13 protein-coding genes and 1 pseudogene are annotated in these 19,629 nt (G+C 60.6%); 2 read left to right on the top strand and 12 right to left on the bottom strand.

Features of this window, described 5'->3' with window-relative positions; all coding sequences use genetic code 11:
- Positions 1-523: 523 nt before the first annotated feature.
- Positions 524-1,231: a hypothetical protein gene (locus I5E68_RS09625; protein WP_197163248.1), complete on the top strand. Its 708-nt coding sequence runs from the start codon at positions 524-526 to the stop codon at positions 1,229-1,231.
- Here the strand turns inward: I5E68_RS09625 and I5E68_RS20430 are convergent.
- The 5 genes from I5E68_RS20430 to I5E68_RS09610 all read right to left on the bottom strand — a co-directional run bounded on the left by I5E68_RS20430 (position 1,127) and on the right by I5E68_RS09610 (position 4,465).
- Positions 1,127-1,441 carry an HGGxSTG domain-containing protein gene (locus I5E68_RS20430; RefSeq protein WP_369122928.1) on the bottom strand — a complete coding sequence of 105 codons (315 nt, stop codon included), beginning with the start codon at positions 1,439-1,441 and terminating at the stop codon, positions 1,127-1,129. The genes I5E68_RS09625 and I5E68_RS20430 overlap by 105 nt on opposite strands.
- Positions 1,350-2,228 (bottom strand): hypothetical protein, encoded by an 879-nt coding sequence (locus I5E68_RS09620; protein WP_197163246.1) that lies wholly within the window; start codon positions 2,226-2,228, stop codon positions 1,350-1,352. The genes I5E68_RS20430 and I5E68_RS09620 overlap by 92 nt, the downstream gene beginning before the upstream one ends.
- Positions 2,225-2,998, bottom strand: a complete 774-nt coding sequence (locus I5E68_RS09615) for a hypothetical protein (RefSeq protein WP_228726916.1) — start codon at positions 2,996-2,998, stop codon at positions 2,225-2,227. Before I5E68_RS09615 ends, I5E68_RS09620 begins: the two co-directional genes overlap by 4 nt.
- Before the next feature lie 531 nt (positions 2,999-3,529).
- Entirely contained in the window at positions 3,530-3,685 is a 156-nt protein-coding gene (locus I5E68_RS20365; protein WP_323982125.1) for a helix-turn-helix domain-containing protein, read from the bottom strand.
- Positions 3,686-3,751: 66 nt separating this feature from the next.
- Entirely contained in the window at positions 3,752-4,465 is a 714-nt protein-coding gene (locus I5E68_RS09610; protein ID WP_197163243.1) for a hypothetical protein, read from the bottom strand.
- Positions 4,466-4,615: 150 nt separating this feature from the next.
- Between I5E68_RS09610 and I5E68_RS09605 the strand changes: the two genes are divergently transcribed.
- Entirely contained in the window at positions 4,616-5,257 is a 642-nt protein-coding gene (locus I5E68_RS09605; protein ID WP_197163242.1) for a hypothetical protein, read from the top strand.
- Between the two features lie 12 nt (positions 5,258-5,269).
- Here I5E68_RS09605 and I5E68_RS20140 read toward each other — a convergent pair whose 3' ends face one another.
- The 7 genes and pseudogenes from I5E68_RS20140 to I5E68_RS09580 form a co-directional block, all read right to left on the bottom strand.
- Entirely contained in the window at positions 5,270-5,881 is a 612-nt protein-coding gene (locus I5E68_RS20140) for a tyrosine-type recombinase/integrase (RefSeq protein WP_440590238.1), read from the bottom strand.
- 24 nt (positions 5,882-5,905) lie between these two features.
- A pseudogene (locus tag I5E68_RS20495) lies at positions 5,906-6,127 on the bottom strand (phage integrase central domain-containing protein); the annotation flags it as partial.
- Positions 6,128-6,142: 15 nt separating this feature from the next.
- On the bottom strand, positions 6,143-6,508 hold the full coding sequence (locus tag I5E68_RS20135; protein ID WP_228726915.1) for an Arm DNA-binding domain-containing protein: 366 nt from the start codon (positions 6,506-6,508) through the stop codon (positions 6,143-6,145).
- Positions 6,509-7,230: 722 nt separating this feature from the next.
- The gene (locus I5E68_RS09595) at positions 7,231-12,954 is read right to left on the bottom strand and encodes an autotransporter domain-containing protein (protein WP_197163241.1); all 5,724 of its coding nucleotides are present in this window, start codon (positions 12,952-12,954) and stop codon (positions 7,231-7,233) included.
- 382 nt (positions 12,955-13,336) lie between these two features.
- A complete protein-coding gene (locus tag I5E68_RS09590; RefSeq protein ID WP_197163240.1) occupies positions 13,337-14,524 on the bottom strand; it encodes a PepSY-associated TM helix domain-containing protein in 1,188 nt (395 codons plus the stop codon).
- 14 nt (positions 14,525-14,538) lie between these two features.
- Positions 14,539-16,689 carry a TonB-dependent siderophore receptor gene (locus I5E68_RS09585; RefSeq protein ID WP_197163239.1) on the bottom strand — a complete coding sequence of 717 codons (2,151 nt, stop codon included), beginning with the start codon at positions 16,687-16,689 and terminating at the stop codon, positions 14,539-14,541.
- Between the two features lie 378 nt (positions 16,690-17,067).
- Entirely contained in the window at positions 17,068-19,560 is a 2,493-nt protein-coding gene (locus tag I5E68_RS09580; protein WP_197163238.1) for a TonB-dependent receptor, read from the bottom strand.
- Positions 19,561-19,629 lie beyond the last annotated feature (69 nt).

Below are 19,629 nucleotides of genomic sequence, written 5' to 3'. Positions count from 1 at the left end.
TGTTGTCAGTTTGTTGTCAGCACTCCAGATTACTGAGATTTATGCCGTAAAATCAATCACGCTTATTTACTCGTGAATCCCACCCTGTCCGCCATTTTACATTAATTTAGCTGATATTTTTCCAAGATTGTGCGTGGGTTCCCATAACCGCTCCCCGATAGACCCGACGCTTGAGGCGAACGCGAGCGGCTCGATTCGCACAATCAGCGCGCTCCTCAAACAATTCTCAACAGGAGTGGGGCAATCGCCCGCAACGCCATTCGGGCAGCTATGCCGGTATCAGCCGTACAGGCTCGAAACAACTACACACCAAACACGACAAATCGCGGCTGAAAATGGCGGTTTTTTGCTGGCTTTCGGTTAATCTATTTCGATTTTTTATGAAGGTTGCCGATAGCCTGTCACGGCCATATCATCGCGAATACTGAGGGGGATTCAAATGCATCGGCACATACTTACGGGGTCACTATTCACGCTTACACTTGTAAGCACTCCGGCGGTAGCAGCAGAATACGTTTTGGACGTGACTGCGAAGGTCGAGCAAACATCCCGATTTGAAGATGGACGTGAGGCAGTTGACGACGCCACGCCAACAAGCTCCGTTCGTATCTTAGAACCTCGGCAACAAACTCCCAAACAAGGCGGTTTCCGCATCTACGTCCTGAACAGCAGCGACAAGCCGTTCAATTTCGGGCCTGAAAACATCACGGTCAAAATGCCGGACGGCACCAGCGTTGCAATGCTGACCTATCAGGATTTGTTGAAGCAGCAAAAGCGCCGAGAGGCATGGCAGGCGCTTGCGGTTGGACTAGCCGCCGCTGGGCGAAACATGCAGGCCAACCAAGCAGGCTATAACTATGGCTCAGCAACATACAGCGGCAATTCCTACGGGACGTTCGGGACTATGCCATACACGGCAAATAGCTACGGAACCGCCACCTACTCCGGCTATAACGCTGGCACTGCCTTTGCGGCGCAGTCGGTCGCTAACGAGCAGAATCAGCGCGACCTTCAAGCGATGCGACTAAGCCAAGCTGCGAAACGGGAGGATTTGGCTCAGGTCATGAAAATGACTACCATTGATCCCGAGCAGGTTTTCGGCGGAATCGTCCAGTATAAGATTCCATCAGAGGTGCGAGCCAGCAAGACACCAGTTCCGATCACAATTGAGGTTCGGACGGGCGATGAGGTTCACACCTTTCAAGCGACACTCGCCAAATATAAAGGTTAGGCTTGCGGAACGTCCCGCACCAGCCGCGCAATCGCCTTCACATATCGCATTCACATATCGCATTGCCTCCAGCGTCTTGGCCGAATAACCGCCATGCTTGCGGGCATTCTGATTACCCCTAGGCGCGCCGGGATTCGTCCCGCCGTGCATACGGCACCGCTTCCGCCCTTTCACGGCTGGGGATTGGCACGCCGTTCCCCTGCGCGTCATGGCCAAGCAGCGAGGGGCCGCTGACAGAATTTCCGGCTCCATGGCATTGATCCTCATTTTTCGCTGTTCCGCCCCCCTGATTGACGTGCTCGGCAATGACGGCCTGCCCGCCCCGGTTATCGACGTGAATATGCTTAACAACCTGTTCTCCGCCCCGGCGCATCCGGGCCAGTGTTTCCATTTGCCGCTGAGAGGTACCCAATAGCTTCGTGGCGAGGTTTCCGAAGGTCTGCGCGGTTGCGACCCATTCTGACATTCCAATCTGGCTCAGCGCCCGGATTGCCGCGTCGTGGGTGCAATACATCTGGACCAGCAACAGCGCCTCAGCTTGATCCTGGGGCTTCATGCTTTCGATGAATGACAGCGCAGCATTGTAGCGCGCTTCATTGTCCGCTCCGACTGAACCGAGATATTTGAGCAGTTCGGAGGCCCGCGCATTTACCGGGTCGATGGAATTGGCCGAAAAGGTTTCGTGCAGCTTGAGCAGCGCCAGCATTTCGCTTGTGCCGGTCGGTTCGATGCTCCAGCCGCCATCGCTCTTGCGCGTCATCGTGACCTTTGCCGGTGCGCCGCGCTTGCGATGATCTCGGATCAACCGCAGCAGCTCTGCCCGCTCGTCGTGATCGAGCTTTTCCCAGCCAGGAACTTCCCGCGCCAGAATACGGTTCGCCTCTTCGTCGCTTTCGGTATCGGGACAGGGGATCGTCACAGTCCGTTCTTGTGGCTGGGCAAGTCCCTTGCCCTTTCGTGCCGGTTGCTTGCGCTTCGCCTTGTCCGCTTGGCTCATGCAGCCTTCCTTGTTGGGATCTCAAGAAGCATCGAGCCATTCGCCAGTGAAGCTAACGTCAGATGTTGGAGAGAAAACACACAGTCCGGCTGCCACCAGCCGATTGGATGGCTCTTTGCCTTCTCCCCCAATGGTGTAGCTATATGTGTAGCGGAAGCCCGAACGCAGACATTTGGCTGAATACTGCCATTTGGGTCTTTCGGCGTATCGGAATCCAATACCGATGGGACGGACAAATTGGATGGGTAGTGGTTCAACGTATCGGAATCCAGCACCGGAAATTTCCCCCTGTCCCTAGACTGCTTGAACGTCTTTAGCGCCCGCAACCCTCGCTCCATCCGTTTGCGCGCCGGATCTTCTGAATCTGGCTCACGGTCCAAAAACTCCCACGATGGTGCTTTGCGTCCCGGCCCAGCCTGCCAAGTCAGCCGCCAGCAGCGCGCACGCGACTTTTCAGCAGCCTTCACGCAGAAGTGGGCATCCTGCGTTAGCTGGATGAAGCCCAAGTCTTGCAATACGTCGAACGAACGACTGGCAGCGGAAAGGTCCGCCAGCCCCATACGGTGCGCTGCATCCCGCACGCTCAGATAAAGGCTACCGTTGTTTTCGCCGTTGTAGAGCATCACAAGCTCGACAAGCAGTGATCGGTCATTGGGACTGAGTGAGCGGTAAGCGTTGCTGTTGAGAATACGAAAATCCAGCCGGGCAAAACGGCTTGTGAGATTCCGCCCGGTGGCATTGATTCTGTTGCGCTTGCGTTTTTTAACCATCGGCAAGCACTTTGCGACCATTATCGGTGAGCCTGAGCACGGACGCGCTTTTACCGCTGGGATTGCGCTTTCGCGCACCAGTCGGTTCGACAAAACCCATGGCCCGTAGTTCCGAAAAACGCGGCTGTAGCGATTCCCGCGTGACGCCGGATACTAGCACGGCTTCCAAGGTGGTTGCTTCCCCCCAACCGTGCCAGCGAGCGCATAGCAAGGCGACGAAGGTGCGATACAGTCAGGGCGATAGCTTCGGCAGCGTCCTGACTTGTGCCGTCCGGCCCCTTTGCGCCGGGGTTTTTGGGATAGCATTCAGCCATTGGCGCGCCCTCCGAGTGCGAGGACTACAAGCATTGCAGCAACCTCCGCGCGAATGCCGTAGCCGCCGATCAAATGTTGAGCACGATAGGCGGAGAGGGTCAGCGCTTGCGTCAAAGCAGCGACTAAAGCTTGCCACGAAGCACGTTCACTCTTGGCGGTCGGGATTTGTGCGTGCGGCATGGCTCAAGCCTCTCCCGAGATGAAAGCATGTAGGCTCTATGCCGGAATGACAGTGCGCCCACCGATCCGCCGTGCGAGCAATCGCCCCGCCGCAATGTGCGAATAAATGGTGGTGCGTCCCAAGCTAGACGCCTTGCAGGCTTCCTTGATGCTGTAGGCAATTTTCGGGGGATCGTATTTTTCGTCTCGCATTGAATGACCTCGCTCATGCTTGAATGAGGTCGGTCTACCGCGTGGCCGTTTGCTGAAACGAAGCCCTTAAAATGCAAACATGGTTGGCAAGTGCACAGCTGCCTGTTCGCGCAGGAAGGTCAACGCCTCCTCGGTAGACAGCAAGCCTCTTGCCGATGCCTCACGCTCCAAAGTCTCGTGATAGCCCGGCGCAATGGTCAGCACGAGCGGGTAATGATCGGGTTTTTCTTCCCAAGCTCTGATTGCGCTAGCGGTCAGTGGCTTCGGTTCGCCATATTCACCACGCCGCCTGCTTAGGCCATTCTTGCTGAGAATGCTCGCGACTGCCTTTCTTGCGGCGTTTTTGGACATGCCCTTGTTCTCAAGGAACCACACCGCTGCAACACCTGCTGCTGCCATTATTGCTATGTTCAGTCCGCTCTTGGTTCCCGGCACCCGAGCACCCGGCCGCAATAATATGTGATCGTTAGACCCTGATCGAGCAGCCACGCTTGCGGCAATAAGTGATATTATCAGGCGGTGAGCAGGATCTTTGGTGTCTGGGAATAGGCCCGAAATTGCATTTATTGCGGTAACTGACCATTGCTGAGCTGATTTGGCATCGTCGCTTTTGACCGCCTCCAGATATTTCTCGGATGCCTGTCGGAAGATGTCCTTTACCGCGTCGCATCGCTGACCTTCCGGCAATGCCCATATGGTTTTCGGCTCGCTTGTGTAGTTAGCTTTGGTCGCTTTCGCTGCCTTACCCCACGTAATCACATATTTTATTGGTTCGGGCATCCGGCTTCCCTTCGTGGCTCCCAATGTGAGTTAGGGATGAACGCTTGTCGGCTGGTTTGCCTATCCGCGCGCGCATTTGAAGGCCTCAAATGGCAGCTTGCTAGCTAACGTCAGCCTAATTAGAGTATCGTCTGAGGCTGTTGTCCATTCATGGGATCAGATATGCCGCTGCAACTAACGGTTCAAACTGTTCATCCAGTGCAGTTTTCTCCTTTAAATGGAGATGATCGTCGTTTTATCGATGAAACTTGCAAACCTCATATAAACCTATCGTGGCTCCCAGCGTATCAAAGGTCGAGTGATCTATTTGATTCTGAAAATCTTGAGCTGCATGCAAATTACGGGATCGATATATCTGTTATTATCGGATTGGGTGTAGGCTTTGCTGCCAATAGCTTTTTCGGCGCCATGCTGAAAGAAGCTGGGAAGGACACCTATAATTCTTTAAAATCATTTTTGGCTAGTATTGCCAAGAGGTCGGCAAAAAATTCCTATCGAGTTCGCCCAAAGGTTGTATTTTTGCTTGAAATTGATCAGGATTTTGTAGCCTTCATCATTCCCTTTCACAATTGGATTGTTACGGAGGTGGCTGAGGATAACTCAAAACAAGTTTCTATTTATCTAAAAAATATTGAGAATCACGTTCAAGCCTTTCATCGTGACTGGAGTAAAATAATAGAACAAATTCAAGGGTCTGACCTCAATAGAAGCGGCCTTCAATACTATGTTTCTTTAAAGGGGGACTATGTTGAAGTTACAATCTCCCGGTCTAGCGACATAAGCATCATATGACTTATATATTATTTATATAATCATTATAGGTGCCACCTTGGATTCACCAGCCTTGAACGTGGTGCAGTAACTGGCCCAATCTTCCATCAGTCGCCGTCGCTTGTCGAACAGATCGCCGCGCCGATAGGCTCGTTCCACCTTGTTTTCGATAGTGTGGGCCAGCGCCATTTCCGCAACCTCATGCTCATAGCTTGTGGATTCGGCTGCCCAATCGCGGAAACTAGAACGGAAGCCATGCACGGTTGCATCAACCTTCATGCGGCGCATGAGCATTGCCATTGCCATGCTGGATAGCTTACCGCCTCGCGCGCCGAGGAACAGATATTCGCTGCCAAGGGGCTGGAGGGCTTCGAGGATGGCAACAGCCCGCGGGGACAGCGGCACGCGATGTTCTTTCGCGGCCTTCATTCGGTCGGCTGGGATCGTCCAGATTGCCTTTTGCAAATCGACTTCTGCCCAAGTCGCGCCGATCACTTCGCCAGAGCGAGCAGCGGTGAGGATCGTAAATTCCAGCGCCAGCGCCGCTACAGCCTCCCGCTTTTGCAGCGCGCGGACGAATGCCGGGACTTGCTCATAGGCAATGGCCTTGTGATGGCCCCGCGAAAGCCGGGTGCGAGCAGGCAGGATTTGCGCAAGGTGCCCGCGCCAGCGCGCCGGGTTTTCACCCTGCCGATAGCCTCGCGCCTTAGCGCTATCGAGCACGGCTTCAATTCGCCCGCGAATCCGCGCAGCCGTCTCAGCTTTGGTGCGCCATATCGGTTCGATGATTTTGAGCACATGCGCGGTTTCAATCTCGGCAATCGGCAAATCTCCGATCACGGGATATACATAGGTGTCGAGTGTATTGCGCCATTGCTGGCGATGCTTGGGGTTGCGCCAGCTTTCTTAGTTCGCGGCGATATAGGCGGTTGCCACGTCCTTGAACGTGGTCCCGGCCACCTTGGCAGCCTGAGCCGCCGCAAGCGCCTGGGCGGCCTCCCTGTCCCGTTCCTCCAGCGGATCAATGCCCGCCTTGACCTTAAGGCGCAGCGCCGCCGCCTCGTCGCGCGCATCGGCAAGCGACATGCCGCCCTGCCCAGCCGTGCCAAGGCCAACGTCCCGCGACCTGCCGTTGAGCATGAAGCGATAGACCCATGAGCGCGCGCCGGTCGGCTTCACCAGCAAATGCAGCCCGCCACCATCGGCATGGCGTCCCGGCTTGGCATTCTTCACCGCAAGAGGGGTTAGCGCGTTGTGCAGCTTCCTTGGCATTTCGGCTCCCTATCAGGGAATCGAACCTACCAGCGCCCTGCCACATTGGCGGAAGCAGCAGCCGTTCCCATAACCGCTCCCTGATAATAGCGCGGTTTTATGGGAACGCACCGGGATGCATACGGACGGCCAATTTGCTATCGCAACCAAAAATCCAAGGTTTTATGGGGCTCATAGGATAAATCCGAACGTCCCGGGCAAATAGTTTGGGGGACACCCTGTCCGCCAATTTTCAGGCCATCACTGTTCGTAACCATCCGGAGAAGGGCAAGCTTCCTCGCCTTTTTCGCGCAGCGCTGTTCGGATGCGTTCATCGCTGCCCGGGGCCAACCGCGACCGATTTTTAGGGGCAGGCCTGGGGTAGCCTCACTTCAGGTTACCGCCTGAACTCTGGTCGGCGGAAAGCCAGGTGATCTTTCCGAATGTTTCCATAGGAATGACCACCTTGCTGCTAGTGCACGCTAGGCCCGCACCCATAGAGCTTCCGATTGGCGCTTCTGGATGGGACGTTATGCTCAGTCCTGTTTGGAGCAGAAACTGCCAGATACAAGACATCTCAGCCGCGGAACATCTGACGTGATGAAATGCCAGATGCTAAAGGCACTGAGCTCCCGGAATGCATCCGGGGCCTTGGTTCTTCGTTGCCATCGCCCGCGTTGGCCTGCTTTGCAGGCCTCGCGGCACGATCCCATACGCCCAAATCATCCTCTGCTGTGTCGATTTCAGAACGCCAGATGCAGGCCCACGCGGGCATTTCCGCGTCGATCGGCATTACCGGCTTCACCACTCACCGAGCCGAAAAGCGTCAGGCTCGAGGACATCTTAACATCTGCCCCCATTGTCGCCCTGGCGAGGACAGGAGCGCGCGAGGCGCCGGTCGCCGCGAGGCCGAGCGCCCCACCGTCAAGAGCTGCAAGCGCAAAAGGATCGCGACCCTCCACCTGATAGCGCACACCGAGTGTCAGATAGGGGCGCAGAGCATTGCCGACCTGCATGCCGCCTTTGAAGGTGAGGTCGCCATCGACAAAGAGCGCGTGGTCGCGTTCGCGTGCCACCTCAAGGGCATAGGGGCTGCCGCCGCTTTCCTCCACCTGATCGCGAACCGTGCGGATTGCAGTCAGGCCGACAGTCGGCTGCACCGTCCAGCCGCGACTGAGCGGCATCGCATAGGTGACGCTGAGATCGCCGGTCCAGCCTGTAAGGTCATAAGACCCGTTTGCCGAAGTGGCGAGCAGGTTGCGGCGCGTATCGGCATTGCCCCCATTATAGGCAACGGTTGTCTTGATACCGAGCTTGCCGTTGCTCCAGCGGCCATGAACACCCGCTACCACGCTGTCGACGTCGGTTCGGGCACCCAGCGAGGACAAAGTCTGCTGGCTGTTGAGATAGCCGACGAAGCCGCCGAACGACCAGTCGCTGCCGCCCCAGCCAAGCCCGCCGAGGAAGCCGTAACCGTTGATCCGCGCACGCGACGCGCCGTGCGGGCCGCCTTCAAGTGTGCGCGTATTGCCAAGCGCGCTTGCGAAAGTGAACAGACCGGGCGTGTCGCGGCGCGAGGTGAAGGCATCGCTGCGGCCAACATCCGCCAGTTCCAGCCCATGCTCCACGGAGATCTGGCCAGCGGAGGCATAGGCTTCCGGCGTCAGCTGCGCGAATACGGTCTGGTTGGCAGTGCTGGAGCTGGCCGCCAGTTCCGGAACTGCCGCCAGGAACGCGCCAGAAGCCTTGCCGCTGGCGAGGAGGCCGTTCACGTAGCCGATCGAGCCTTGAACCTGCGGCGTAAAGGCTGTGTCGTTCATGAACTCACCCAGCAACGAGACCGTATCGCTGTCCTGGACGAGAACGCCGTAAAGCGAGCCCGAGCGCACTATGCTGGTGAAGCTGCCGGTGATGCTGTCCGCATCGATCAGGTCGAGCGACTGGCCGGGGTTCACGATGCCGGAGGCGTCGATCTGCAGCGTGGCGCCCGAGGCGATCGTGAGATTGCCGTTGACGATCAGCTTGTCCGAAACCGTAGGCATTATCTCGAAGATCGATACCGAAGTGCCCGCCAGCGTGACGTTGCCGTTGACCGTCATCGTGCCGGGTGAGGCGCCAGGGCTGAGCGTGCCAGCGACGGCGATATCGCCGTTGACAGTGCCTGCGGAACCGAAGATTGCCCCCTGCCCCACGGTGATCATCGGTGCCGAAATCGTCGAGCCGGCAAGCCCGACCATGCGACCGCCGGTGAGCGTCATGCTGTCGAACGCGGCGCTGCCGCTGACGGCGGCGAGGCCGGCGCTCATGCGCAGGGTTTCGACGTCGGAGATAGTCGAGAAGGCAGCCTGGCCCCCGACAATCTCAATGCTGTCGCTGCCCTCGCCGCCATAGACGCCCCCTGCAAAAGTGCCGCCCGAAAGGCGCAGCAGGTCGTCCCCCGCGCCCAGATCGATGGAGCCCATCGTGCCGCTGTTGTCGACCAGATCGTCACCGCCGCCCAGCACCACGCCGCCCACGATCGTGCCCGCGTTGCGGATCACGGCGGGGAAAGCATCGGTCGCCAGAATGGCCAGAGCGCCCTCGCCGCTTGCTTCGATCCGGCCGTGGTTTTCGAGGTCGAACGTTGTGCCCAGCGACTGGATCGCAACGGCGTCGGTGCCTAAAGCCATGATCGTCCCGCCTTCAGCGTTCACGATCGTGGCGGTTACCGTACCTAGCGGCGGAGCGGGAGTGGGGTTGTAGCCCGGAACGGCAAGGCCGAGGCCGACCGCGACCGCCTCCTCTCCGTTCGCGCTGATGGTGCCGCTGTTGGTGAGCGCCAGAGTAGCGGGTGCACTGCCTTCGAACGCCATTCCCAGCATTTGCAGCGCCGCGCCGGCCCCTTCATCGGAGATGGTGCCGCTGTTGGTCACGGTGATGGTGCCCGGCGTTCCTTCCTCCGAGTCGACCGCATAGGCTTGGAAGCCGCCCGCGATCGTGCCGCTATTGGCGACGTCGATGGCGTAGCCGACCAGTGACGAGAAGGCACCTTCGGTTTGGCTGGCAATTACGGTGCCACTGTTCTCAAAGGCAATATCGCCCCAGTTCCAGACCATGATCGGGGCATCGGCCAGCTCAGTCGAGCCGATCGTGCCCGTGTTGACCAGACGGTCCACGGAACCGCTTACCCCGCCCGCCACGGATCCGTCGTTGATGAGCGTGCCGAGTGTCTGGCCCAGGATATAGGCCTGGCCGGTATAGGCATCGCTGCCCATGATCAGCGCGCCAGAGAGGTCCATCGCGTTGACGACGGTGCCATCGCCGGCGGCGTGAAGATCGGTGAACGCGGCATCGAGGCCTGTGACAGTGGCCACCGTATCGGCGCCAACGGCCGCAATCATGGCATCCTCAAAGCCGATGCCGGGCGCGGCGCCAATGGTGACCGAGCCGCTGTTGCTCAGCGCAATGCCGTATGTGTCACGGCCAAGGCCAGCGTCGATCGTGCCGCTGACGCCAGCTTCGGGCCCGCTCTGGAGGAACAGGTCATCGCCGCTGCCCAGCGTCAGGTTGCCCGTCAGTGTCCCGCCATTGGCGTAATAGGCACTGCCGTAACCGAAACCGCCCCAGTAGCCCAAATCGACATCGCCGATGATGGAGCCGGCATTGGCCACCGACCCACCGCTCATGGAGATTGCCATCCCGCCGCCACCCGAGATCGTTCCGCCGGCCAGATTGGTGACTTGACCGACCGAACTGATCGCGGTTCCTGCGGTGCTCGCAATCGTACCGGAATTAATGACCCTAGTGCCATAGCCGCCCGATATCGCGCTGTCGGCGGTCCGGATCGTACCGCTGTTGGTCACGCTGTGGGCGTTGTAGATGCCGTAGGAAGCACCCGGGCCGGTCTGCTCGATCGTGCCCGTGTTCACAACGATATCGACGTTGTAGGCGCCGTAGCTGCCGTCCAGCGTGATCCGTCCGTTGTTGACCAGCGTGCTGCCATAAGTGACGGCGGCATTGTACGAGGTTCCGCCGTTGGTCGCCGTGAAGGCGGCATTGATTGTGCCCTCGTTTTGCAGCGTGTCCTGCGTAGTGAGGCTGACGACCCCGAAGCCGCCGCCCCAGTAGTCGTTGATCGTCCCCGAAATCGTGCCGTGGTTGACGATCGTCAGCGCGTCCGGATTGATGATCGTCGAGCTATCGGGCCTCGCCGCCCAAACCACTCTGAGGGCGGTCTGGTTGGTGGTCTGGATATCGGCGGTCAGATCCACCGTGCCGGTGCCGGCAAGGATCAGCGGCAGGGTCTGCGGCACGTCTGCGGTCAGCGTCAGCTTTGCACCATCGACCAGTTCGTAGCCGGTCGTGGCGAAGGGGCCGACGGCGCCGATTGCCGTGCTCGCCTCGCCCGAAACACGGTAGCGCAGCAGACCGCCGGTGGTGGTCACCGTGCCGTTGATGCCCGCGAACTGGCCCTGGCCCGTGTTGACCAGGTCGGTCACCAGCGTATCGCCCATGCCCAGCGTCAGGTTGCCGTTGAGGACGCCTCCGGTGAGCGCGACGTAAATATTGTTGTTGCTGTAATAGCTGCTGTCGCGCGGGGAGACGAAAGTCACGTCCCCGTTGATCGTGCCGGCATTGAAGACCCTGGCATTGTACGTGCTGGTCGACCCGTAAGAATCCTTTCCGGTGATCGCCCAGGCGCCGCCATCGATCACCCCGCCCGCAAGATTGTTCAGGACTCCGTAGTTTCCGAGGCCCACTGCGGTGCCGGTGGCGCTGGTGGAAATGGTGCCGCTGTTGTTCAGGACATAGCCGATCACCGCACCATAAGTCGCGCCTTCAATCGTGCCGCTGTTGGTGGCGGTGTAGTATGTGTTGCCGCTCAGCACGACGCCGACGCCGCTGGTCGAGCGGATGGTGCCGCTGTTGGTCAGCGTTTCGCCGGACATGTAAACCGCGGTTCCGACGGCCAAGATCGTGCCCGAATTGACGACGTCGCCGTGTGCAATCACGCCGTCTCCACCCGAGGTGATCGTACCGCTGTTGGTCAGCAGACTGTTGAACCCCGTCCCAACGGCACTATAGCTTGCAGCGCCGGTCGCATTGATCGAGCCGGTGTTGGTCAGGTTTGAGGCGTCGCCGGTGGTGAAGGCCTGCCCTAGGGTCGTGATCGCAGCTTCGTTCACGACGATGCTGCTTTCATCCGTCACGATCATCCCGGGGGCGACGAATCCCTCGGCAAGGGTAAGTGTGGTGCCTGCGGTGGTAGCAAGCTGCAAACGTTGGAACCCGGCGGGCAGCGCGATCGCGGTGGAGATGGTCAGATCCGCGTCGGTCTTGAGGACGAGGGAGTTGATGCCAAGGCCGGCGTCCAGCGTGCCGGTGATCCCGGTGACCAGATTCTCCGTGCCATCGTAGCGACCGTAGACGAGATCGTTACCGCTACCGAGCGAGACGTTGCCCGCGATCGTGCCCTGCGTGGAATCGATCACGCTGTAGCTAAAATAGCCGTAGGGAGGCTGGGTCACGATATCGCCGATGATCGTGCCACTGTTGGTCAGCGTCAGCCATCCTGCCGAAATGGCCGTGCTTCCAGCGGTGGAAATGGTCCCTCCGGCGAGATTGACGACGTCCAGTCCACGCTCACTCTGAATGGCGGCTCCGGTTCCAGCATTGGCGATGGTACCGCTGTTGGTAAGTGGATTGAACGGAGTGGACAGGTTGGCGATCGTCGATGCCGTGGAGGTGGAACGGATCGTGCCGCTGTTGATCCACCCATTGGGATAGGCAAGGTTGTTATAGGTGGTGGTCTGATCGATGGCGCTGAGAGCGCCGCCATCGATCACGCCTGCATTATTGAGAGTGCCGATCGTCCCGACGATTGCGCCGATCGTTCCGCCCTGCTGGTTTTCGATAACATCGAAAGCGCCGCGCGCCGGATTGGTCGCCCGCAGAGCGACGCCGCTCGTACCCGAGATGGCGCCTGCATTGGTGATGCTGACGAGAGCCGGCGCATAGTTGTTCGTCGCCGAAGGGCCTGCGCTAATGCCGATGGCCCCGGTAATCGACGCGCCCGCTTCAACCGTCACGTCGACTTGAGTGCCGTAGAAGTCGTAGTTGTTGGCCGCGACCGATCCGGACAGGACTGAAATCCCGCTCTGCGTGCCGCCGTCCACGCTACCACCCACGGTGATTGTGGCAGTCCGGGCAGAGTAGGTATCGGGGATCGCGGCTATATCTACGGTGATCGCAGCGCTGCTGGTGCCGGAAACGCTGGCTGAGGGGGCGACCTGTACTGTGCTGCCATCCGTGGTGACACGCAGGCCGTCGGAATCCATGCCGGTGCAGTCGGTGATGTTATCGGCTACCGTCGGATCGGGGCTGCACTGCGCCGAGGCCGGCGTTGCCGATGCAGCGGCCATGGCAACGATGCTCGAACCGAGCACAAAGGACCAGCGACGCACCCGCGCCGTCTGTCGATCGATCATGAAAATAAAGCCCCCAGATATAGCGACGCCTTGTAGCCGCAATATTTCGACTGCTCGCAAAGTTGGGGCACGGTGTCCAGTAAATTCAGAGACATACCAGATTTCACGGTGATGGGAGGCGTCCATGAAATCTGGCGCAATTTCGCCCTGAATGGTCCGCTAACACCAAAGTACCGTCCCCCTGAGTTGTCTTGCAGGGCAATCGCGGTGGTAACAGCGGGATTGGTTGTTGGAGATTTACTAGATTGCGTTCGATGTAGAGCGCACAGCAGCGATCAAGATCGGCAGCGTATCGACATCTCCCCACCGCGCGAGACGATCATGCATCTGGCCACCGAGCGCCTTGTACATCCCGGCAGTCCTGTGTGTGACGCGCGCTGGCTTAGACGGCCCCGCCGATGGCAAAGGGCGTGAGGACAAGGGCCAGCAGGATCAGCGTCAGACTGACCCAGGCCCAGGACCCCATCCCCTGCCGCGCGATGGTGACGGCCCCGCGCGCGCCTCGCTCCGCCTTTTCGAGGCGCTTGGCGTAGATGATGACCCCGGTCACCGACATCCCGGTGAGGATCAGGCCGAAGAGGAACCAGATGACCTTGGTGAAGAGCCCGCCGAAGGTTCCGAAATGCAACGGGTCGGCCATCTCCGAGATGCGTTCATGGAGTCCCAGGTCCTCGCCCGCCAGCTGCGTCAGCACCGCGCCGTCGGCCGGATCGAGCGCAACCCCGTTCGCCCGGTCGCGCACCAGCCAGGCGGCGCCCTGCCCCAGCACGATCACGCCCTGCCGGGGTGTGAAGCGGATCTCGCGGATGTCGAGGTCCGGGCGCAGGTGCCGGGCCCGTGCGACGAGCCGGTCGAGCGCAGCACCTGTCGGTGCCGCGCGCGCCTGTTCGGTCCGGGCAAGTTCGGGAACAGGCGCGCGGCCACCGAGCGTCTCGACCAGATACCACAGGCCGGTCAGCGAAATGAGGGCGACGAACCACAGGCTCCACAGGCCGCCAAGGCGGTGCAGGTCTCCGCTGAGGCGCCGGGCATCCCCGCCTCGTGGCCGCTTGAAGAAGCCGCGCCACCACTTCTTGTAGGTGACGATGCCGGTCACGAGCGAGGCGAGCAGGAGGAGCGCCAGCGCGCTTACGATGGGAATGCCGATCTGCGTCGGCAGCATCAGGTGCCGGTGGATCTGGCGCAGGAAGCGGTGCACGTTGGCCCAGCCATGTGTGCCGGTGACCTCGCCGCTCCACGGATCGACATAGACCCTGCGGGGTGAACCCGCGCCGGTGTCGACCCAGGCTTCGGCGGTGAACCAGGGGTCGATCGGGGCGTGGAGCGACTGCAGGCGTCCCTCGGGCACCGCCCTGGCCGCAGCTGCCGCCAGCGTGCCCCAACTGGCGCGCGGTCCCGTGTGCGGGGTGGCGCGCATGGCGGGCGTCACCAGCCAGTCGATCTCGTGGGCAAAGACCGCAAGCGTGCCGGTCGCCAGCACGAAGGTCATGAAGATCGAGAGCTTGAAACCCGCCCAGCTGTGGACCCGCCACCACAGCGAACGCCCCTTGGGCTTGCGCGTCTTTGCCATGCCTGCCGCCGCGCTCAGAACCGCACGCGCAGTTCGGCGAGGAACGTGCGCGGCGATCCGGGGAAATGGCCGCTGCGGTTGGAGAAGCCCGAGGCCGCATAGACCTTGTCGAAGATGTTGTCGGCGCGCAGCAGAAGCTCGGCGAAGCCCAGGCTCTTGGTGATCGAGGCGTCGAAGATGGTGTAGGGCTTCACAGTCTGGCCCGAGAGGCTGATGCGGCGTGAGACATGCTCGCCTCCGAAAGCGAAGGCCGCGGCGATGGCGGGCACCTGGTAGCGCGTCCAGAAGCCCACCTTGTGCCGCGGCGCGTTGGCGAAGCGGTCGCCCACGCCGTTGGTGATCGCCTGGCCCTCGGCCGTGTCGGTGATGCGCGTGTCGTTGTAGCCGTAGTTCACCATCAGCACCCAGTCGGGGGTGATGTCGGTGGTGAGGTCGATTTCGAAGCCCTTGCTGGTGACCTCGCCGATGGGCGCGAGCTGGTCGACGCCGCTGACGGGGGGAAGCGTGGGGTCGACCTGCAGGATGTTGCGGCGCACGATCCGGTAGAGCGCCGCGTTGGCCTGGAGACGGCCATCGAAGAGCTGAGTCTTCACGCCGCCTTCGATCTGGTTGCCGGTAACGGGCACGAAGGGGCCGCCGGCATCGCTGTTCTGATCCGCCGCGCTCTGCGGCTCGAAGCTCTGTGACCAGCTGGCGTAGAGCGAGACGTCGGTGCGGGGCTTGAAGATCGCGCCGCCGCGCAGCGTCACATCGCTGTCGGCGTAGCGCGTACGGTCCTGCAGCGCGCCGCCAAGGCTGCGGATCACCTCGTCCTCGAAATGATCGTAGCGAATGCCCGCCACGAGCAGCAGAGCGTCGGTGAGGCTGATCTGGTCCTGGAGGTAGGCGCCCTTGCGGCGGGTGCGTGTGTCGGTGGTGGTATAGGGAAGCTGCGCGGCGCGCTGCGCATCGCCCGCACCCAGGCCATATACCGGATTGCTGAGGCTGAGCGGGGTGACGTCGGTGCGCAGGATGCGCGAATGCAGCACGCTCGTTTCGTCGTACCAGTCGGCCCCGGCCTGGAAGCTGTGCTCCAGGCCCAGCAGATTCACCCGTGCCGTCGTGTTGACCATGAACGAGAGCCCGTCGACGGGACGGATCTGGTCGCGGAATTCGCGCACGACCAGGTCCGGGTTGTCGGCCACGAGCCCGCGCGGCTCGTGGTACTGCTGCGTCTCCTTCGCCTTGAAGTAGCGCGCGCCCGCGTTGAAGGTCACCGCCTCGCCGATGCGTGTCTCGTAGCGCGCCTGGTAAGCTTCGGAGCGCAGGTTCAGAAAATCGGTCTTCTCATTCGCGTTCCAGCGGATGTCAGTGAGGAAGTTGCCGTCATCATCGACGAGCACCCCTCGCAGGCGGTTGGCCTGCAATTCGTTGTCGTAGACGGTGGCCTGCAGGGTCAGCTTGCCGCCCTCGTTGGTGCGGATGGCGAGACCCGCATCGCCGATGCGCGATTTGTTCTGGGTGTTGCGGCGGTAGGGATCCATCGATTCGTAGAAGCCGCCGAGCCGGTAGGTGAGGATCCCATCGCGGTCGATCGCTCCTGTCGCTTCGGCGGATAGGCCTATCCGGTCGTAGGTGCCGCCGGTGAGGACGGCGCGCAGGCTGGTTTCCTCGGACGGGGTCTTGGAGACGTAGTTGATGATGCCGCCGGGCGAGCCGGGACCGAAGAACAGACCCGCCGGGCCCTTGAGCACTTCCACCCGCTCGATGTTGAAGAGTTGGGGGACGGAGAAGCCGATGAAGGGATTGCCGCGCTGCCCATCGTAGAAGGACTGGTCCTGCCGGAAGCCGCGGAAAGTGACGCCCGCATAGCTGAAGAAGCTGACGCCCGAGATGTTGCGGTAGATGTCGGTCGCATCGCGTGCGCCCTGGTCGGCGAAGAGCTCCGAATTGATGACCTGAAGGGCCTGGGGAATGTTCATCGGGTCCTGCGCGACCTTGCCGACGGTCGTTTCCTCGACACGGTAGAGGCGCTGTGCGCGGCCGGTGACGAGGATTTCATCCGCTGTCGCGGTCTCTCTAGTTGGCGTGGCCCCGGCATCGGGGTCTGGTGCCTCCTGCGCCGCGACGGGCATGGCAACGAAAGCGGCCGCCGACGCGATCAGCGCGGCCCGGAATGAAAGCACGTGTATCTCCCCTGTTGCATTACTGCGAATCGTTCGCATCAGGAGGACTTCCTACCTATCGCACTTCACATTGCAATCGGTAATGCGAATTAATTGCATTAATAGCAGTTCGATCGAGCCTTGTGGTGACCAGTCACTAGTCCAAACCCTCAAGGCCTCGGAAGGGAGTGTCCGAAAGTCTGACGCTGTGACCGCCCTCAAGCCCGAACCAGACGCTGCTTGCGAAATCTTGCAGGAAGAAAATCAGGCTTCACATGAAGACAGCTATTTACCGATTTTTGTGAGCATAGCTGCATCACAATGTCGACTGAACCGCGCTTTCGGCACAAGCATTCGACTGCTCCCTCACGTTATAGTTCGGGACCCGAGGATACGACGTCAGAACAAGTGCTTCAGAGTAAGTCCGTAGGTGCGCGGATCGCCCGGTGTGCCCACGATCAGTCCGGTGTTGCCGCTTGGGACCTGCAACTGCTCGAAATACTGCGTGTCGAACAGATTGCGTACCCATCCAAAGATTTCGAACCCCTTTCCACCTCGAAAACCGAGACGAAGGTTGGTGAGCGCATAGCCATCAACCCAGGTATATGCCGAAGGTGTGGGATTGCTCGAGAAGCGTGAACGGTAGCTGCCGTCAACACCGAGATAGACAGCGCCCACCTCACCGAGCAGTGTGATCGGCAGATTTCCTTCGGCCCCGTACGCGAGCGCGAGCTTCGAAACACCCGGTAGGCGGGCACCCGAAATGTCGCAGTTGGCAGGACTGATCCCGGCCGGGGTTCCCGGGGCATCGGGCACTTGTCCATCCTGGAGGGAGGCTCCACCCGAAAGCTCGGGAGGGCACGGTGCATCGGTGAAGCTGCGGTAGGTCGCGTCGGTCCAGGCCGCGTTGACATAGGCATTGAAGCGTAGGCTTGGCCGGATCGAAAGGTCCGCCTCCAGCCCTTGTGTACGCACTTGTCCGGCATTGGCGAGATAGCCACGCAGAACACCCAGGCTGCCGTTCGTGACGAGCGCCTGATAGTTGGAAATATCGGTGCGGAACGCGGACAGGTTAAGGGTCGCGCGGCGATCCCAGAAGCGTGCCTTCATGCCGATCTCGTAATGGTTGACCGTCTCCGGAGCGACCGTTGCGGCCTCCAGGATGGGCCGCCCGTCGCCATCGGAGGGCACCCCGTTCAGGTTCACGCCTCCCGACTTGAAGGTATGCGCATAAGTCGCATAGGCGAGCACCTCGCCCGAGACCTCGTAGCTCGCAGTGAGATCGTAGCTGAAGTTCCAGTCCTTGTAGTCGACGGTGAAGGCCTGCGGCGCGAGCACCGCGCGCTGCGCGACAATGCGGGGATCGGTGCTCTGGTAGGTGACAAGCTGACCTGCCCCGTTGGTCACGACCGAGGCATAGTCACCGTCCTTGCTATCGTAGTTGAGCCGGACGCCCGGGCGCAGCGTCAGTCCAGCGAAGGGCTGCCAGCTGACCTGTCCGTAGAGCGCGGCACTGGTGTTATCGAGCCCGATGGTATTTGTCGCAGTCAGGCCGTCGAGAACGCTCGGGTCCGAGTTTAGCGGATTGGAGGGATTGATCAGCCACGCACTCGCGGCCGGGCCTTGCTGCTGGCTCCCTTGCGTGTCGACGCTCTGCTGGAAGAAGAACGCCCCCAGCGTATAGCCAAGCGCCCCCTCCCCGCCCGAAAGCCGCAGTTCCTGCGTGTACTGGTCCTGCTGAGACGGGTTCTGCGAAAGAGTAGTGATGGCAAGGCCGGTGAAGTCTCGGTCGTTCTCGGGTTTCCAGTCCCAGAAGCGCCAGGCGCTGACCGAGGTCAGTGTACCTATGCCGGTTTCCCAGGCAGCCTTGAGCGACGCCCCGCCGACCTTGTTGCCCGCGTTCAGCGATGCGTCCAGATCGGTCAGTCGGTCGAAGGCGTCGGTGCTCGGCGGCGCATAGCCCTGCGCATTGGCGAGCGCCTCGTATTGCCGGTTAAGTGCGCGCTGGGTTCTGCCTGTGCGCACAAAGACAGTGCCGCAGCACTCCGGGTCCTGCTGCGAATAGTCGCCAGCGAGCGTGACCGAAAGGTTGTCATTCGGTTGCCAGAGGACCTGTGCTCGCAGGCCAAGGTTGTCCTGCTCGTTGATCCAGCGCTGGCTGGTCGTGTTCCACAAGGTCCCGCGCCGACCGGTCGAAGACAGGGCGATGCGCGCTGCGACCGTTTCGGAGAGCGGCCCGGAAACGGCCGCCTTCGCCTGCCGGAAGCCGAGGTTGCCGACCGAGATCTCCGCCCTTCCCTCGAAGTCGAACGTCGGCTGGCGCGTCGCGATGTTGATCGCGCCCGCCGTTGTGTTCTTGCCATAGAGCGTACCTTGCGGCCCGCGCAGCACCTCAATCCTCTCGACGTCGAGGAAATCGAACGTCGCCGAGGCGACGCGCGCAAAGTAGACATCGTCGACGTAGATGCCCACGCCCTGCTCTATACCGTCATTGGTAAGGCCGAAGGGTACGCCGACACCACGGATGTTCACGGCGGTATTGCGCGGGTTCGTGCTGTAATACTGCAAGGTCGGGGTCAATTGCTGCAGACGCCCGACATTGAACGAACCGGTGTTGTCGATGTGCTCGCCCCCGACGACTGAAATCGCGATCGGAACGTCCTGTACCGTCTCGGTGCGGCGTCTTGCGGTCACGAAGATCTCCCCGCTGTCGGCAGCCCCGGTGCCGACAGACGTCGGGTTTTCGGAAGGCCTGTCCTGTTCGCCTTGCGAGACCGCCTGCGCATTCGCGGCTTGAGAGATTGCAAAAGCAAGCGTGGCAGTAACCGCGCAAGTTGCAAGGAGGCGGTATCTGGAACGGGCATGGCTACGGATTGACAAGATCGGGAACATTGGTCTGCCTTTTGATTGACCCCATGCGTCCGGCCGTCCGGTCTGCCTGGTCGTACGTTCAGTGGTTGC

Source organism: Novosphingobium aureum (assembly GCF_015865035.1).
In the GTDB taxonomy this organism is placed as follows: Bacteria; Pseudomonadota; Alphaproteobacteria; order Sphingomonadales; family Sphingomonadaceae; genus Novosphingobium; species Novosphingobium aureum.
This window is presented reverse-complemented; position numbering and strand designations above follow the sequence as displayed.

Bases quoted from the DNA above. Each gene is read 5' to 3' on its own strand.
- I5E68_RS09605 (WP_197163242.1), top strand. From the start codon at position 4,616: ATGGGATCAGATATGCCGCTGCAACTAACGGTTCAAACTGTTCATCCA.
- I5E68_RS09615 (WP_228726916.1), bottom strand. From the start codon at position 2,998: ATGGTTAAAAAACGCAAGCGCAACAGAATCAATGCCACCGGGCGGAAT.
- I5E68_RS20365 (WP_323982125.1), bottom strand. From the start codon at position 3,685: ATGCGAGACGAAAAATACGATCCCCCGAAAATTGCCTACAGCATCAAG.
- I5E68_RS09610 (WP_197163243.1), bottom strand. From the start codon at position 4,465: ATGCCCGAACCAATAAAATATGTGATTACGTGGGGTAAGGCAGCGAAA.
- I5E68_RS09580 (WP_197163238.1), bottom strand. From the start codon at position 19,560: ATGTTCCCGATCTTGTCAATCCGTAGCCATGCCCGTTCCAGATACCGC.
- I5E68_RS20135 (WP_228726915.1), bottom strand. From the start codon at position 6,508: ATGCCAAGGAAGCTGCACAACGCGCTAACCCCTCTTGCGGTGAAGAAT.
- I5E68_RS20430 (WP_369122928.1), bottom strand. From the start codon at position 1,441: ATGACGCGCAGGGGAACGGCGTGCCAATCCCCAGCCGTGAAAGGGCGG.
- I5E68_RS09620 (WP_197163246.1), bottom strand. From the start codon at position 2,228: ATGAGCCAAGCGGACAAGGCGAAGCGCAAGCAACCGGCACGAAAGGGC.
- I5E68_RS09595 (WP_197163241.1), bottom strand. From the start codon at position 12,954: ATGATCGATCGACAGACGGCGCGGGTGCGTCGCTGGTCCTTTGTGCTC.
- I5E68_RS09590 (WP_197163240.1), bottom strand. From the start codon at position 14,524: ATGGCAAAGACGCGCAAGCCCAAGGGGCGTTCGCTGTGGTGGCGGGTC.